The organism is Belnapia rosea (assembly GCF_900101615.1).
GTDB lineage: Bacteria > Pseudomonadota > Alphaproteobacteria > Acetobacterales > Acetobacteraceae > Belnapia > Belnapia rosea.
The window spans coordinates 319355-332998 of the sequence record NZ_FMZX01000002.1; the positions used below are offsets into that span (position 1 = coordinate 319355).

The window sequence follows — 13644 nt, forward strand, 5'->3', positions numbered from 1 at the left end:
CCGGTGCGATGCACGCCGTTGCGCATCACCTCGCTACTGCAATGCAGCAGAACCGCCAGGAGGGGGTCAAGAGAATTGCGCGGGGTTTGGGCAGATAATTGAGTAAGCCGGTATGAAGGTTATTAGGTAGGCATTATGCCTAATTTTTGTCCAGAACCAGGCCGGCCATGGCGGCGATCCGCAGGCCCCTGTCCATCGCCATCCGGCGCAGGCGCTTATAGGCCTCGGGCTCGGTCAGGCGGTGGCGTTGCATCAGCAGGGCCTTGGCGCGGTCGACCAGCTTGCGGTCCTCGAGGCCCTGGCGCGCCTCGGCCAGTTCCTCGCGCAGCGCCTGATGGGCACGGAAGCGGCGGATGGCGACCTCGATCACCGGCCGCACCCGGGCCGGGGCCATGCCTTCGACCACATAGGCGGAGACGCCGGCGGCGAGCGCGGCCTCGATCTGCTCAGGCTCCGCCTTCTCGGTGAAGAGGACGACGGGGCGTGGCTCGTCACGATGGAGGGCGCGCATGCCCTCCAGCTCGTCGCGGGACGGGTCGTCGAGGCCGCAGACGATCACCTCGGCGCCGGTGTCGCGGACATGGCGCGTCAGCTCCTCGGTGCCGGCGGCGATGGCGACGACGGTGCAGCCGGTGGCCGCCAGCCCGGCCTCCACCTCGGCCGCGCGGTCCGGGTCACTGTCCACAAGCAAGACGCGCAGCACTCGGGCTCCTGGCTCGATCCGGTCCGGGGCCGCGGGGACGGGAATGCGTTGCGCGGCCGCGATTGCCCAAGCATGGATCGTGCCGCGAGACGAGCGGGTGGCGCTTGACCTGCCCGTCGGGCCGCCCAGTATCGCGGCAGGGCGGGGGAGAGGCGCCATGGAGGGCATCCTGGTCATCGGCGGCGGCATCGGCGGGCTGACGCTGGCGCTCTGCCTGCACCGGAACGGCATCCCCTGCCGGGTGGTGGAAGCGGTGGCGGAGGTGAAGCCGCTCGGCGTCGGGGTGAACATCCTGCCGCATGCGGCGGCGGAGCTGGCGCGGCTCGGCCTGCAGGAGGCGCTGCTGCGGCATGGCGTGCAGACGGATGAGGTGAATTTCTTCAACCGCTTCGGCCAGCTCATCCACCGCGAGCCGCTCGGCCGTGCCGCGGGCCATGACCATCCGCAGATGTCGATCCACCGCGCCGACCTGCATGCGGTGCTGCTGGCGGCGGTGCGGGAGCGGCTGGGCGAGGGGGCGGTGCTGTTCGGCCATCGCCTGATGCGGGCCGAACAGGATGAGGATGGGGTGACGCTGCACTTCACCCCGGGCGCCGGCGGGGCGACGCCGGGGCCGCTGCGCGGCACCGCGGCGATCGGGGCGGATGGCATCCATTCGGTGCTGCGGCGGCAATTCTACCCGCAGGAAGGCGACCCGAGATACACCGGCACCACCATGTGGCGGGGCGTCTCGCGCTGGCCGCCCATCCTGACCGGGGCCAGCATGACGCGGGCGGGCTGGCTGAAGACCGGCAAGATGGTGATCTACCCGATCCGCCGCGACCTGGATGCGGAGGGGCGGCAGCCCATCAACTGGGTCTTCGAGGTGGAGGCCGGGAATCACCGCCTGCGCCGCGACTGGAACCGGCCCGGCGACATCGAGGATGTCATCCCCCATGTGCGGGACTGGGTCTTCGACTGGCTGGACCTTCCCGCCATGCTGCGCGCCTCCGAGGTGGTGCTGGAATTCCCGATGGTGGACCAGGACCCGCTGCCGCGCTGGAGCTTCGGGCGGCTGAGCCTGCTCGGCGATGCGGCGCATCCGATGGTGCCGCGCGGCTCGAACGGGGCGGGGCAGTCGATCCTCGACGCGCGCTGCCTAGCGGATAAGCTTGTCCGGCATGCGGATGACCCCGAATCGGCGCTGAAGGCCTATGAGGCCGAGCGCCTGCCGGCGACCACACAGGTGATGCTGGCCAACCGGAAGGCATTGCCGGACGCCATCCTCGGCGAGGTCTTCACCCGCACCGGCGACCGTCCCTTCGCGCGCATCGAGGATGTGATGACGCGGGAGGAGATGCTGGCCATCACCGGCGGCGACAAGCGCGTCGCCGGCTACGATCCCGAAACCCTCAAGGCACGGGCCTGATTATCATGGACAATACCGAGCAGATCTGGCGGCTGATCGATGCCAGGAAGGGCGGCTTCGAGGCGCTCTCCGACCGCGTCTGGGGCATGCCGGAACTCGCCTATACCGAGACACGGTCCTGCGCCGAGCATACGGCGATGCTGCGGGAGCAGGGCTTCCGGGTGACGGAGAAGGTGGCCGGCATCCCGACCGCCGTGATGGGCGAGGCGGGCGAGGGCGGGCCGGTCATCGCCATCCTCGGCGAGTATGACGCGCTGCCGGGGCTGAGCCAGGAGGCCGGCGTCGCCGAGCCGCGGCCGTTGCCGGGGCCGGGCTTCGGCCATGGCTGCGGGCATAACCTTCTCGGCTCCGCCTCGCTGCTGGCGGCGACGGCGGTGAAGGAGTGGCTGGCGGCGAACAACCTCCCCGGGCGGGTGCGCTACTATGGCTGCCCGGCCGAGGAGGGCGGGGCGGCCAAGGGCTTCATGGTCCGCGACGGCGCCTTCAAGGATGTGGATGTCGCCATCTCCTGGCACCCGGCGGCCTTCGCCGCGGTGCAGGAGGCGGTGAGCCTCGCCAATACGCGGATCGACTTCTCCTTCGTCGGGCGGGCGAGCCATGCCGCCGCGGCGCCGCATCTCGGGCGCAGCGCGCTCGATGCGGTGGAGCTGATGAATGTCGGCGTCAACTACATGCGCGAGCACATGCCGAGCGATGCGCGCATCCACTACGCCTATCTCGATGCCGGTGGCGTCGCGCCGAACGTCGTCCAGCCGACGGCCAAGGTGCGCTACCTCATCCGCGCGCGGGACCTGGTGGAGCTGCGGCGGCTGATCGAGCGGGTGCGGAAGGTCGCCGATGGCGCGGCGCTGATGACGGAGACCAAGGTCTCGTCCAAGGTGGTCTCCGGCGTCTCCAACCTGATGGGCAACGGGCCGCTCGAGCGGGCGATGCAGAACAACCTCGACCGGCTCGGGCCGCCGCCCTTCGACGACCTCGACCGGGCGCGGGCCGCGGAGTTCCAGGCGACGCTGACCGAGGAGGACATCGCCGCCTCCTGGCGGCGGATCGGCCTGCCGATGCGCAAGGGCGTCTCGCTCTGCGACGTCGTCGTGCCGCTCGAGGTGCGCGGGGCGCCGATGATGGGCTCGACCGATGTGGGCGACGTCTCCTGGGTGGTGCCGACGGTGCAGGCGCGGGGCTCGACCTATGCGATCGGCACGCCGGGGCATTCCTGGCAGCTGACGGCGCAGGGCAAGCTGCCGGCGGCGCATAAGGGCATGGTGCATGTGGCGAAGGTGATGGCCGGCACGGCGGTCGACTGCCTGCGTGACCCGGCGCTGATCGCGGCGGCCAAGGCCGATCTCGCGGCGCGGACTTCGGCCAATCCCTATGAGCCGGTGCTCTCGCCCGATGTGCAGCCGCCTTTCGACATGTCCGTGACGGCGGCCTGACCATGCAGCTCGACATGAACGCCCGGGGCGTCTTCGTCATCGCGCCGACGCCCTTCGCGCCGGATGGCGCGCTCGACCTCGCCAGCACCGACCGGATGGTGGAGGCCTATCTGGCCGCCGGCGCCAGCGGCCTCACCATCCTCGGCATCATGGGGGAGGCGCCGAAGCTGGATGCGGCCGAGGCGGTGGAGTTCACCGCCTGCGTATTGCGCCGCGTCGGTGGCCGCGTGCCGGTGGTGGTCGGCGTCTCCTCGCCCGGCTTCGCCAGCATGCGGGCGCTGGCGCGCAGCGCCATGGAGGCCGGGGCGGCGGGGGTGATGATCGCGCCGACGCCGGGGCTCCGGGGCGACGAGGCCGTGGTCTCCTACATCGCCCAGGCTGCGGTGGCGGTGGGCGACGCGCCCTATGTGCTGCAGGACTATCCGCAGGCGAACGGCATCTTCATGTCCGTCGAGATGATCCGGCGGATGGCCGAGGACCCGCGCCTCGTCATGCTGAAGGCGGAGGACTGGCCCGGGCTCGACAAGATCACCGCGCTGCGGCGGCTCTCGGAGGAGGGGCGGATGCGGCGGATCAGCATCCTCGGCGGGCTCGGCGGGCAATTCCTGCCCGAGGAGCTGGCACGCGGGGCGGATGGCATCATGACCGGCTATGGGGTGCCGGAGATGCTGGTGCGGGTCTGCGAGCTGATGGCGAAGGGGGAGCGCGAGGCGGCGCAGGACCTCTTCGACCTGCATCTGCCGCTGATCCGCACGGAGCTGCAGCCGGGGCTCGGCCTCGCCGTCAGGAAATACGTGCTGATGCGGCGGGGCATCATCGCTTCCGACGCGCTGCGGGCGCCGGGGCCGAAGCTTTCGGCCGAGACGCGGGCGGAGGTGGACTACCTGCTCGGGCGGCTGGCGGCGCGGGACCCGGCCGTCACTCTGTGAAGGCGGGCGGCGGGTCGTCGAGGCCCGCCGGGGGGATGGCGAAGGGGTCGCGGGCCAGCAGGCCCGCGTCGTTCTCCGCCACCTTGTTGACGCGGCTGGAGACGGGCCAGGCGAGGACGCCCTCGGCCGGCCAGGGCTTGAGGAGCGCGAGCAGCGCCTCCGGCTCGGCCGGCTCCTCGCCGAGCCAGGCGGGCCAGGCCTCGCGCGGCAGGATCATCGGCATGCGGTGGTGCAGGGCCGAGAGCTTCTCGTTCGCCTCGCCGGTGACGATGGTGCAGGTGCGGAGGATGCTGCCGTCCGGCGCGCGCCAGCCCTCCCAGAGGCCGGCCAGCGCCATCGGCTCGCCGCCCGCGAGGGCGATGGCGAAGGCCTGCTTCGCGCGGCCCTCGGTGCGCCATTCGTAGAAGCCGTCGGCGGTGACGAGGCAGCGGCGCCGGCGGAAGGCCTCGCGGAAGGAGGGCTTCTCCGTGATGCCCTCGGAGCGGGCATTGATCATCTTGCTGCCGACCGAGGGGTCGCTCGCCCAGCGGGGGACGAGGCCCCAGCGCAGCGGGTCGAGATGGCGGGCGCCGGTCTCGGGATGGCGGCGGACCACCAGCGCCTCCTGGGTCGGGGCGCGGTTCCAGCTCGGCGGCGTGTTGGGGAGGGGGTTCACCGTCTCGAAGTAGCGCGCGACATAGGCGGGGCCGCGCTGCTGGAAGTATCGTCCGCACATCGGGGCATCCTACAGCAGGGCAAGGGGAACGCGATGGCGGAACTGGAGATCATCGGCGTGGCGCGCAGCAACTACGTCTGGACCTGCCGCATCGCCTGCGCCGAGAAGGGGGTGGAGTACCGGCTGACCCGCGGCTTCCCCAACACGCCGGAGATGCGGGCGCTGCATCCCTTCGGCAAGATCCCGGCGATGCGGCATGGCGGGCTGCTGCTCTGCGAGAGCAAGGCGATCTGCACCTATGTCGACCGCGCCTTCCCCGGGCCAAGGCTGATTCCGGAGGAGCCGGCCGCGGCGGCGCTGGTCGAGCAATGGGTCTCGCTGGTGAACACGGCGATCGACCCGCTCTGCATGCGCCGCTACCTCTATGCGCATGTCTTCCCCGGCACGCCGGACGGGGCGCCGGATGGTGCGGCGATCGCGGCGGCGCTGCCGGCGCTGGGGGAGCAACTGGACCTCCTCGACCGCAGCGTGGCGCCGACCGGGCATCTGGCGGGCGATGGCTTCACCCTCGCCGATGCCTTCCTGGTGCCGATCCTCTACTACATCGCCCGGCTGCCGGAGGCCGGGCGGATCATGGCCGGGCTGCCGGCCCTCACCGGCTATCTGCGGCGGCACCTGGCGCGGCCGAGCGTGGCGGCGACCGAGCCGCCGCCGCCGAAGCCGCGATAGGGGCTACACCTCCCACCAGAGTTTCCGCGCCTCCCGATGGGCATCATGCGGCCCGATGCCGATGTCGCGCAGCATGCGCGGCTCCATCTCGGCGAGGTACTGCCGCTCGCGGCGCCGGGCCAGGCCGAGCCGCAGCCAAGCCATGGCGCGGACGCGCAGCGGGCGCCGGGTGAGGCTGGCGGGAAGGGCGAGGGCGGGCGTACGAAGGACGGACTGCATGGCTCCATTCTCCCGGTTGGGACGCAGGAGGATGCATCCTGGCCCGGGCGCGGTCCCGGAACGGCCGGCCCTCCCGGTGGCAAACTGTACTGGCCGGCGAGCGGCACAGTGTGGCGGCCGTTCGGTGCGGTGTCGCTTGCGGGGCGGGGGCGGAGGCCGCAGGCTGGCACCATGTCGACGACCCTGCCCGCCACGCTGAGCAGCCTCCGGCTCGAACGGGACCAGCCCGTGGTCGAGCAGATCGTCGAGAAACTCAGCGCGATGATCCGTGGCGGGGCGCTGGCGGCGGGGCTGCGCCTGCCCTCGGTGCGGGCGCTGGCGGGGCGGCTCGGCTGCAGCGTGCATTCGGTGGTGGAGGCCTATGACCGGCTGGGGGCGCTCGGGCTGGTGGCCCCGCGGCCGGGGGCGGGGACCTTCGTCGCCGCGGTCGGCCCGGCGCCGGCCGGGCGGGGGGCGGACCCGGATGTGGGCGACGAGGCGGTCAGCTTCCGCAGCTTCGGGCCGCCGGCCCTTTGGAAGCCCGGCAATGGCTACCTGCCGGAGAGCTGGCTGCGCGAGGCCTGGCCGGCGGCGGTGCTGCACCGCGTGCAGCGGCGCATGCCGGAGCTGCTGGCCTGCGACGGCACGGCGCGCGGCGACGTGGCGCTGCGCGAGCAGATCGCGCTGCGGCTGGCGGGGCAGTCCATGCCGGTCTCGCCGGACTGCATCCTGACGACGCTGGGCGGCACCCAGGCGCTCGACCTCATCCTCCGCACGCAATTGCAGCCGGGCGACACGGTGCTGGCGGAGGACCCAGGCTACTTCAAATTCTACACCATGCTGGACCGCATGGGGGTGCGGCTGCTGCCGGTGCCGTGGCACCCGGATGGGCCGGACCTGGAGGCGGTGGAGGCGGCCTGCCGGGCGCACCGGCCGAAGCTGTTCCTGGTGCAGAGCGTGCTGCACAACCCGACCGGCTGGACCGCCTCCGCCGCCACGCTGCACCGGCTGCTGCTGATCGCCGAGCGGCACGGGCTGCTGCTGGTGGAGGACGACACCTATGCCGACCTGCACCCCGGACATCCGGTGCGGCTGCTGCAATTGGCTGGCGGGCAGCGGCTGATCTATCTCTCCTCCTTCACCAAGATGGTGGGGCCGGCGACGCGGCTCGGCTTCATCGCGGCGGAGCGGCCGATCATCGAGGCGCTGCTGCAGGCGAAGCTGTTATGCGCCCCGGCGCTGCCGCCGCTGATGGAGGCGCTGCTGGCCGAGCTGCTGGCCTCCGGCCAGTACCGGCGCTGGCTCGACCGGCTGCGGCCGAAGCTGGCGGCGGCGCGGGCGCAGGCGGTGACGCGGCTGCAGGGGCTCGGCTTCGGCCTGGCGGCGGAGGGGGAGCCGGGGCTCTTCCTCTGGGCCGCGCTGCCGCCGGGCTGCGAGCCGGAGGCGCTGCACCGGGCGGCGCTCGACCACGGGCTGCTGCTGGCGCGCGGCACGCTGTTCCGCCCCGACCGCGGGCCGAGCCGGCACCTTCGCTTCAACGCCGCACGCTCCGCCGAGCCGCGCATGTTCGAGGTGCTGGGCCATGCGATCAGGGCCAGCGCCGATATGGCATAGCCGGCGGGTCAGAAGGGCAGGATCGCATCCATGAGCTGCTGGCCGTAGCGCGGCTGCTGCAGGTCCGACAGGGTGCCGCGGCCGCCATAGGCGATGCGGGCCTCGGCCAGGCGGTCGTGGCGGATGGTGTTGTCGCTGGCGATGTCCTCCGGGCGGATGACGCCCTGCACGGCCAGCTCGCGCAGCTCGGCGCTGACGCGCACCTCCTGCCGCCCGGTGACGACGAGGTTGCCGTTGGGCAGCACCTGGGTGACGGTCGCGGCGAGGCGGAGATTCACCGTCTCGCCACGCTTCACCGTGCCGTTGCCGTCGCTGGTCTGGCCGCCCTTGGAATCGAGCAGGCTCGACGGGTCGGCCCCGCGCGGCAGCCAGCGGGTCTGCATGCCGAAAACCTGCGGGATGCCGAGGCTGTCCGTGCCGTTGCGCGTGCGCTGGGTGCGGTTCTGCAGCTGCGCATCGTCCGAGATGCTGACTAGGATGGTGACGAGGTCGCCGACCTGGGCGGCGCGCTGGTCGCGCAGGAAGGTGCGGCTGCCCGGGCGCCAGAGGCTGTTGGCGGGCAGCGCCGCCTCCTGCGCCTGGGGCATCGGCATGGAGACCGGGCGCCAGGCTGGGTCGGCGGTCGGGTTGCGGACCTCCGACAGCTCGGGCGGGCGGCCGATGCGGGAGAGGCGCTCGAGCGAGCCGCAGCCGGCCAGGGCGAGGGGGAGGAGCAGGAGGGCGGCGCGCATCGTCATGGCCCCCGCAGCGGCGCGGCGCCGGGGGCGATGCGCACCCGGCCGGGGCCGATCACCTGCCCCTCCACCACGGCGCGGCTGGCGAGGTTCATCACCGGGACGAGGCCGCCGCGCGGCGCCGCCTCCAGCGCACGGCCCTGGGCGCTGAGCGAGAGGCCGGGGCTCTCCAGCACCATGGTGACGAGGGCGTTCTTCTCGACCAGGGCCGGCGGGCCGAGATCGGCCAGCGGGATGGGCTGGTCTGCGGCGACCGGGCGATGGAGCTGCTGGCCGAGCACCTGCTCCGGCCGCTCGGCAAGGCCGGGGCGGAGGCGGTCGGCGCGGAGGCGGGTGGCGCGGAGGTCGCCGGGGCCGGCCACCTCGCCCGAGGCCAGACGGCGGGTGGCGATGACGGCGGGGAGGGTCGGGATGGCGCGGCCGGCGAGGCGCTGGTGCTGGACCGGCATGCCCTCCGCCAGCACGGTCAGCGTGGCGGCGAAGCGGCCAGTGGCGGGGTCGAAGGCGACGGCCTCGGCGGCGAGGCGGGGCGGGCTGCCGGGCGGGACCATGGGGGGCAGCAGCGGGCCGCAATCCAGCTCCGCCTCCGCGGCCATGCCGAGGCGCAGCAGCTCCGGCCGCAGGGTGGCGGCGATCTCCTCCGCCGTGACGGGGCGGCCGGGGCGTTCCACCACCGCCCGGTCGTAGCCGGAGAGCGGACGCCAGGCGAGGCCATGGGCGCGGGCGAGGGCGGCGAGCTGCGTCGCCTCCAGCACCAGCCGGCGGCCGGGGGCGGGGCTGGCGCCGATCGGCTGCGCGGCGCGCGGGCCGGCGCCATCGAAGACGTCCCCAAGGCGGAGCACCGGCGCCTCGACCAGGGATTGCGGGCGGAGCACGGCGAATTCCTGTGCCGCGGCGGGGGCGGCAAGCAGGAGGAGGAGGGGGAGGATGCGCATGGCTGCCTCAGCGCATCCGCGACAGGGTCGAGAGCATCTCGTCGCCGGCGGTGATGACCTTGCTGTTCATCTCATAGGCCCGCTGCGCGGTGATGAGCTGGGTGATCTCCTGCACCACGTTCACGTTGCTGGTCTCGATGAAGCCCTGCAGCACCTGGCCATGGCCGGGCTGGCCGGCGGCGGCGATCTGCGCCTGGCCTGAGGCGGGCGTCGCCAGCAGCATGTTGTCGCCCACCGCCTCGAGCCCGCCCTCATTGGCGAAGATCGCGGTCTGCACCTGGCCGACATTCTGCGGCGCCACCTGGCCGTCGAGCTTGGCCAGCACCTCGCCCGCGGCGTTGATCGTCACATCAACGGCGGCGGCCGGGATGGTGATGGCGGGGACGAGCGGGAAACCCTCCGCCGTCACCAGCTGGCCCTCGGCGGAAAGGCCGAAGGTGCCGGCGCGGGTATAGGCCGTCTCGCCCGAGGGCAGCTGGATCTGGAAGAAGCCGTTGCCGCGGATGGCAAGGTCGAAGCGGTTGTCGGTCTGCGACAGGCTGCCCTGCTCGCCGATGCGGTAGATGGCGGCGGTCTTGACGCCAAGGCCGATCTGCGCGCCGGCGGGAAGGATCGAGCCTGTCTCCGAGGACTGGGAGCCGACGCGGCGGATGTTCTGGTAGAGCAGGTCCTCGAATTCGGCGCGGCGGCGCTTGTAGCCGGTGGTGCTCATATTGGCGATGTTGTTCGAGATGACCTCGACATTCGTCTGCTGGGCCATCATGCCGGTGGAGGCGATCTGCAGGGCGCGCATGGTCGGTGTCCTCTAGTTGCGGCGGCGCAGGATGCGGTCGATGGCCGATTGCAGCCGGTCGCCCTCGCGCTCGGCGAATTGGGTGGCGAATTGGAAGTCCCGCACATCCTGGGTGAGGCGGGTGATCTCGGTGATCGGGCTGACATTGCTGCCCTCGACCGCGCCCTGGACGAGGAGGGGCCGAGGCACCTCCTCCGGCGCGTCCTCGGCGGCGTAGAGGCGGTTGCCCTCGGCGCGCAGCCGCTGCGGATCGGCGAAGCGGACGACGCGCAGGCGGCCGATGACGCCGTTCTCGCTGCGGACGGTGCCGTCGCCCTGGATCTCGATGCGCGTATCGCCGGGGGCGAAGGTGATCGGGGCTCCGCCGGCGCCGAGCACGGCATGGCCATCGGCATCGGTCAGCCGCCCGGCCTGGTCCTGGGTGAAGCGGCCGGCGCGGGTGTAGCGCTCGCCGCTCGGGGTCTCGAGCACGAAGAAGCCCTCGCCGCGCAGCGCGACATCGAGCGGGTTGCCGGTGGTGGCAACCGGACCCAGGCGGGTGTCGCGCCAGGTGGCGCGGTCGAGGCTGTAGGCGATGGCGGGCGACTCGCCGCTGGCGCGCGTCAGATGGGCGGCGAAGACCGGGCGCTCCGCACGGAAGGCCGGAGTGTCGGCATTGGCGATGTTGTTCGCCAGCACCTGGGTCGCGCGCATCTGGGCGCTGAGGCGGGACAGAATGACATAGCCGGGCTGGTCCATCGGGCTCTCCTGCTCGGCAAGGCAGGGGCAATGGCCGTGCCAGCCCTGGCGGGGCGGCGGGGCGGCGAGGCTTGCCGTGGCCGGCAGGACTTGCCGGGCGATGCGGCGCTTCCTGCCTCGCAAGGCTTCCTTAAGGGCTGGGAGGAGAGACTGCCGCCATCGGTGGACCGGGGTGGGGCATGTCGGAGGAGGCGAAGCCAGCAAAAGGGGGAGGCAAGGGCAAGAAGCTGCTGCTGATTGCCCTGCCGCTGCTGCTGGTTGCGATCGGCGCCGGCCTCTGGTTCAGCGGCATCCTGCCGGCGCTGCTGCACGGCAAGGAGGAGGCGCATGCCGCCGAGCAGGCCCCGGCGGTGCCGGCGCCGCGGCCGCCGGTCTTCTTCGACATGCCGGACATCGTCGCCAATCTCAGTGTCAGCGGGCGCCGCGCCAGCTACATCAAGCTGCGCAGCAAGCTGGAGCTGGCGCGCGCCGAGGATGCGGCGGCCGTGCAGGCGGCGATGCCGCGGCTGCTCGACCTCTTCACCACCTATCTGCGGGAGCTGCGGCCGGAGGAGCTGCGCGGCAGCAGCGGCACGCAGCGATTGCGGGAGGAACTGATCGCCCGCGCGAACCTGGCGGTGCCGCCGGCCCGCGTCACCGACATCCTCTTCACGGAGCTGCTGCTGCAATGAGCACCGAGGAAGACGACCTGGCCGCCGCCTGGGGCGAGGCGCTGGAGACCGAGGGGACGGCCGAGGCCCAGCCTGCCGCCATGACCCCGGATTCGACGCGCGTGCTGAACCAGCAGGAGATCGACAGCCTGCTCGGCTTCGGTGGCGGGCCGTCGCAGCAGGAGGAGCAGTCGGGCATCCAGCGCATCGTCAGCGCCGGCCTCGTCTCCTACGAGCGCCTGCCGATGCTGGAGATCATCTTCGACCGGCTGGTGCGCATCATGTCCACCTCGCTGCGGAATTTCACCAGCGACAATGTCGAGGTCTCGATCGACAGCATCGTCTCGCTCCGCTTCGGCGACTACCTGAACAGCGTGCCGCTGCCGGCGATGCTGGCGGTGTTCAAGGTGGAGGAGTGGGACAATTACGGGCTGATCGTGGTGGACAGCGCGCTGATTTACTCGGTGGTCGATGTGCTGCTCGGCGGCCGGCGCGGCACGGCCGCGATGCGCATCGAGGGGCGGCCCTACACGACGATCGAGCGGACGCTGGTCGAGCGGCTGATCACCGTGGTGCTGGCCGACCTGTCGGATGCCTTCAGCCCGCTCTCGCCGGCGCATTTCCGCTTCGAGCGGCTGGAGGTCAACCCGCGCTTCGCTGCCGTCTCGCGCCTGTCCAATGCCTGCATCCTCTCCCGCCTGCGCGTCGACATGGAGGATCGCGGCGGCAAGATCGAGCTGCTGCTGCCCTATGCGACGCTGGAGCCGATCCGCGAGCTGCTGCTGCAGCAGTTCATGGGCGAGAAATTCGGCCGCGACAGCATCTGGGAGACCCATCTCGCCGAGGAGCTGCGGCACACCGAGATGTCGATGGATGTGGTGCTGGACGAGCAGACCATGCCGCTCGCCGCCGTCATGTCTCTCCAGCGCGGGGACCGCATCACGCTGAACACCGCGCCCGGCGCGCCGGTGCGGTTGCGCTGCGGCGAGGTGACGATGTTCGAGGCGGAGCTGGGACGGCGGGAGAACCGCATGGCCGTCCGCATCCTGCGCGAGCTGCGCCAGAAGGCGGAGGCCTGAGCATGGGTTGGTATGAGTGGTCGGCGCAGCTTCTGCTGATCGGCCTGCTGGCCGGCGCCATCCCCTGTATCCTCAAGCTGGAGCGGACCTTGGCCGCCGTGCGGCGCGACCGGCAAGCGCTGGAGGCGAGCGCCGCCGGGCTCGGCGAGGCGGTGCGGATGGCGGAGGCGGCCTCGCTCCGCCTGCGGGCCACGGCCGAGGGTGCCGGGCGGCAGGTGGCCGAGCGGCTGGCCGCGGCGGAGCCGATGCGGGACGACCTCCGCTACCTGGTCGAGCGGGCCGAGGGGCTGGCGGACCGGCTGGAGGGCCTGGTGCGCATGGCACGGCCGATGGCGGCACCGGAGCCGGCTGCGGCCGTGCCGAGCCAGGCGGAGCGCGACCTGCTGCGGGCCTTGAGCCAGGGCCTGGCTGGCGCGCGGAGTGGCCGGTGATGCGCCTTCGCCCGCGCCTGCTGCCGGCGGCGCTGGCCGCCGCCTGCTTCTTGCTGGTGGCGAAGCTGGCGGCGCTGCTGCCCGGGCCACAACCCCTTGGCCTGGCGACGGCCCTGGCGAGCAGCCCGACCCCGCCGCCAGCCGCCGCCGCGCCAGCGCCGGCACCCGAGGAGCCGACGGCGGAGCAGCGGGCGGAACGCGCCCTGCTCGAAGGGCTGCGCGCCCGCCGTGCCGAACTCGACAGCCGCGACCAGGCGCTGGCGGCGCGGGAGATGGTGGTAGCCGCAGCCGAGCGGCGGCTTGGCCAGCGGATCGAGGAGCTGGGGGCGCTGCAGCAGCGCCTGCAATCGGCGGAGCAGGCCCGCACCGAGCGCGAGGAAGCCGGCTGGCGACAGATGGTGAAGCTCTACGAGGGCATGCGGCCGCGCGATGCGGCGGCGATCTTCGATGATCTCGAGATGCCCGTCCTGGTCCAGCTGGTGGACCGGATGCGGGAGGCGAAGGCAGCACCCGTGCTCGGCGCGATGAAGCCCGATCGCGCCCGGCTGCTGACGGCGGAGCTGGCCCGGCATCGTGCCCGGCCGGTGGAGTGAGGACAGGCGCGAAGGGACAAGG

General features: G+C 72.4%; 16 protein-coding genes. 9 read left to right on the top strand and 7 right to left on the bottom strand.

Going from position 1 to position 13644, the window contains the following annotated elements; all coding sequences use genetic code 11:
• Positions 1–139 precede the first annotated feature (139 nt).
• Positions 140–703: an ANTAR domain-containing response regulator gene (locus tag BLR02_RS07655; RefSeq protein ID WP_245704675.1), complete on the bottom strand. Its 564-nt coding sequence runs from the start codon at positions 701–703 to the stop codon at positions 140–142.
• A 157-nt stretch (positions 704–860) separates the two neighbouring features.
• Here BLR02_RS07655 and BLR02_RS07660 point away from each other — a divergent pair, with 157 nt between their 5' ends.
• The 3 genes from BLR02_RS07660 to BLR02_RS07670 are packed head-to-tail and all read left to right on the top strand — an operon-like array spanning position 861 to position 4473.
• Positions 861–2111, top strand: a complete 1251-nt coding sequence (locus tag BLR02_RS07660) for a flavin-dependent oxidoreductase (RefSeq protein ID WP_090662127.1) — start codon at positions 861–863, stop codon at positions 2109–2111.
• A gap of 5 nt (positions 2112–2116) precedes the next feature.
• Complete coding sequence (locus BLR02_RS07665; RefSeq protein WP_090563185.1) at positions 2117–3544, top strand: M20 family metallopeptidase; 1428 nt, start codon at positions 2117–2119, stop codon at positions 3542–3544.
• 2 nt (positions 3545–3546) lie between these two features.
• On the top strand, positions 3547–4473 hold the full coding sequence (locus BLR02_RS07670) for a dihydrodipicolinate synthase family protein (protein WP_090662130.1): 927 nt from the start codon (positions 3547–3549) through the stop codon (positions 4471–4473).
• On the opposite strand, the gene BLR02_RS07675 is transcribed toward BLR02_RS07670, so the two are convergent.
• On the bottom strand, positions 4463–5188 hold the full coding sequence (locus BLR02_RS07675) for an SOS response-associated peptidase (RefSeq protein WP_090662133.1): 726 nt from the start codon (positions 5186–5188) through the stop codon (positions 4463–4465). The genes BLR02_RS07670 and BLR02_RS07675 overlap by 11 nt on opposite strands.
• 33 nt (positions 5189–5221) lie before the next feature.
• On the opposite strand from BLR02_RS07675, the gene BLR02_RS07680 reads away from it, so the two are divergent.
• Positions 5222–5857 carry a glutathione S-transferase family protein gene (locus BLR02_RS07680; protein WP_090662135.1) on the top strand — a complete coding sequence of 212 codons (636 nt, stop codon included), beginning with the start codon at positions 5222–5224 and terminating at the stop codon, positions 5855–5857.
• 3 nt (positions 5858–5860) lie between these two features.
• Here the strand turns inward: BLR02_RS07680 and BLR02_RS29350 are convergent, their stop codons facing one another.
• Positions 5861–6076 (bottom strand): DUF1127 domain-containing protein, encoded by a 216-nt coding sequence (locus BLR02_RS29350; protein ID WP_176849431.1) that lies wholly within the window; start codon positions 6074–6076, stop codon positions 5861–5863.
• A gap of 171 nt (positions 6077–6247) precedes the next feature.
• Here BLR02_RS29350 and BLR02_RS07685 point away from each other — a divergent pair, with 171 nt between their 5' ends.
• Positions 6248–7669: an aminotransferase-like domain-containing protein gene (locus BLR02_RS07685; protein WP_176849432.1), complete on the top strand. Its 1422-nt coding sequence runs from the start codon at positions 6248–6250 to the stop codon at positions 7667–7669.
• A gap of 8 nt (positions 7670–7677) precedes the next feature.
• Here BLR02_RS07685 and flgH read toward each other — a convergent pair whose 3' ends face one another.
• Genes flgH through flgF form a run of 4 tightly spaced genes read right to left on the bottom strand, consistent with a single transcriptional unit; the run spans position 7678 to position 10992 of the window.
• Positions 7678–8400, bottom strand: a complete 723-nt coding sequence (gene flgH / locus BLR02_RS07690; protein WP_090662138.1) for a flagellar basal body L-ring protein FlgH — start codon at positions 8398–8400, stop codon at positions 7678–7680.
• Positions 8401–8402: 2 nt separating this feature from the next.
• The gene (gene flgA / locus BLR02_RS07695; RefSeq protein ID WP_090662140.1) at positions 8403–9338 is read right to left on the bottom strand and encodes a flagellar basal body P-ring formation chaperone FlgA; all 936 of its coding nucleotides are present in this window, start codon (positions 9336–9338) and stop codon (positions 8403–8405) included.
• A gap of 7 nt (positions 9339–9345) precedes the next feature.
• Positions 9346–10131, bottom strand: a complete 786-nt coding sequence (flgG, locus tag BLR02_RS07700; protein WP_090563195.1) for a flagellar basal-body rod protein FlgG — start codon at positions 10129–10131, stop codon at positions 9346–9348.
• Positions 10132–10143: 12 nt separating this feature from the next.
• Entirely contained in the window at positions 10144–10992 is an 849-nt protein-coding gene (gene flgF, locus BLR02_RS07705; protein WP_245704676.1) for a flagellar basal-body rod protein FlgF, read from the bottom strand.
• A gap of 56 nt (positions 10993–11048) precedes the next feature.
• Here flgF and BLR02_RS07710 point away from each other — a divergent pair, with 56 nt between their 5' ends.
• The 4 genes from BLR02_RS07710 to BLR02_RS07725 are packed head-to-tail and all read left to right on the top strand — an operon-like array spanning position 11049 to position 13622.
• Positions 11049–11540, top strand: coding sequence for a flagellar basal body-associated FliL family protein (locus BLR02_RS07710; RefSeq protein WP_090563197.1), 492 nt, complete (start codon positions 11049–11051; stop codon positions 11538–11540).
• Entirely contained in the window at positions 11537–12598 is a 1062-nt protein-coding gene (gene fliM, locus BLR02_RS07715) for a flagellar motor switch protein FliM (RefSeq protein ID WP_090662145.1), read from the top strand. Before BLR02_RS07710 ends, fliM begins: the two co-directional genes overlap by 4 nt.
• Positions 12599–12600: 2 nt before the next feature.
• On the top strand, positions 12601–13029 hold the full coding sequence (locus BLR02_RS07720) for a DUF6468 domain-containing protein (RefSeq protein ID WP_090563199.1): 429 nt from the start codon (positions 12601–12603) through the stop codon (positions 13027–13029).
• Complete coding sequence (locus BLR02_RS07725) at positions 13029–13622, top strand: MotE family protein (RefSeq protein WP_090563200.1); 594 nt, start codon at positions 13029–13031, stop codon at positions 13620–13622. Before BLR02_RS07720 ends, BLR02_RS07725 begins: the two co-directional genes overlap by 1 nt.
• Positions 13623–13644: the final 22 nt, after the last annotated feature.

What these genes read in the sequence shown, in the direction of transcription:
- BLR02_RS07660 (WP_090662127.1), top strand. Translation starts at nt 861, where the DNA reads ATGGAGGGCATCCTGGTCATCGGCGGCGGCATCGGCGGGCTGACGCTG.
- BLR02_RS07665 (WP_090563185.1), top strand. Translation starts at nt 2,117, where the DNA reads ATGGACAATACCGAGCAGATCTGGCGGCTGATCGATGCCAGGAAGGGC.
- BLR02_RS07670 (WP_090662130.1), top strand. Translation starts at nt 3,547, where the DNA reads ATGCAGCTCGACATGAACGCCCGGGGCGTCTTCGTCATCGCGCCGACG.
- BLR02_RS07675 (WP_090662133.1), bottom strand. Translation starts at nt 5,188, where the DNA reads ATGTGCGGACGATACTTCCAGCAGCGCGGCCCCGCCTATGTCGCGCGC.
- BLR02_RS07680 (WP_090662135.1), top strand. Translation starts at nt 5,222, where the DNA reads ATGGCGGAACTGGAGATCATCGGCGTGGCGCGCAGCAACTACGTCTGG.
- BLR02_RS29350 (WP_176849431.1), bottom strand. Translation starts at nt 6,076, where the DNA reads ATGCAGTCCGTCCTTCGTACGCCCGCCCTCGCCCTTCCCGCCAGCCTC.
- BLR02_RS07685 (WP_176849432.1), top strand. Translation starts at nt 6,248, where the DNA reads ATGTCGACGACCCTGCCCGCCACGCTGAGCAGCCTCCGGCTCGAACGG.
- flgH (WP_090662138.1), bottom strand. Translation starts at nt 8,400, where the DNA reads ATGCGCGCCGCCCTCCTGCTCCTCCCCCTCGCCCTGGCCGGCTGCGGC.
- flgA (WP_090662140.1), bottom strand. Translation starts at nt 9,338, where the DNA reads ATGCGCATCCTCCCCCTCCTCCTCCTGCTTGCCGCCCCCGCCGCGGCA.
- flgG (WP_090563195.1), bottom strand. Translation starts at nt 10,131, where the DNA reads ATGCGCGCCCTGCAGATCGCCTCCACCGGCATGATGGCCCAGCAGACG.
- BLR02_RS07710 (WP_090563197.1), top strand. Translation starts at nt 11,049, where the DNA reads ATGTCGGAGGAGGCGAAGCCAGCAAAAGGGGGAGGCAAGGGCAAGAAG.
- fliM (WP_090662145.1), top strand. Translation starts at nt 11,537, where the DNA reads ATGAGCACCGAGGAAGACGACCTGGCCGCCGCCTGGGGCGAGGCGCTG.
- BLR02_RS07720 (WP_090563199.1), top strand. Translation starts at nt 12,601, where the DNA reads ATGGGTTGGTATGAGTGGTCGGCGCAGCTTCTGCTGATCGGCCTGCTG.
- BLR02_RS07725 (WP_090563200.1), top strand. Translation starts at nt 13,029, where the DNA reads ATGCGCCTTCGCCCGCGCCTGCTGCCGGCGGCGCTGGCCGCCGCCTGC.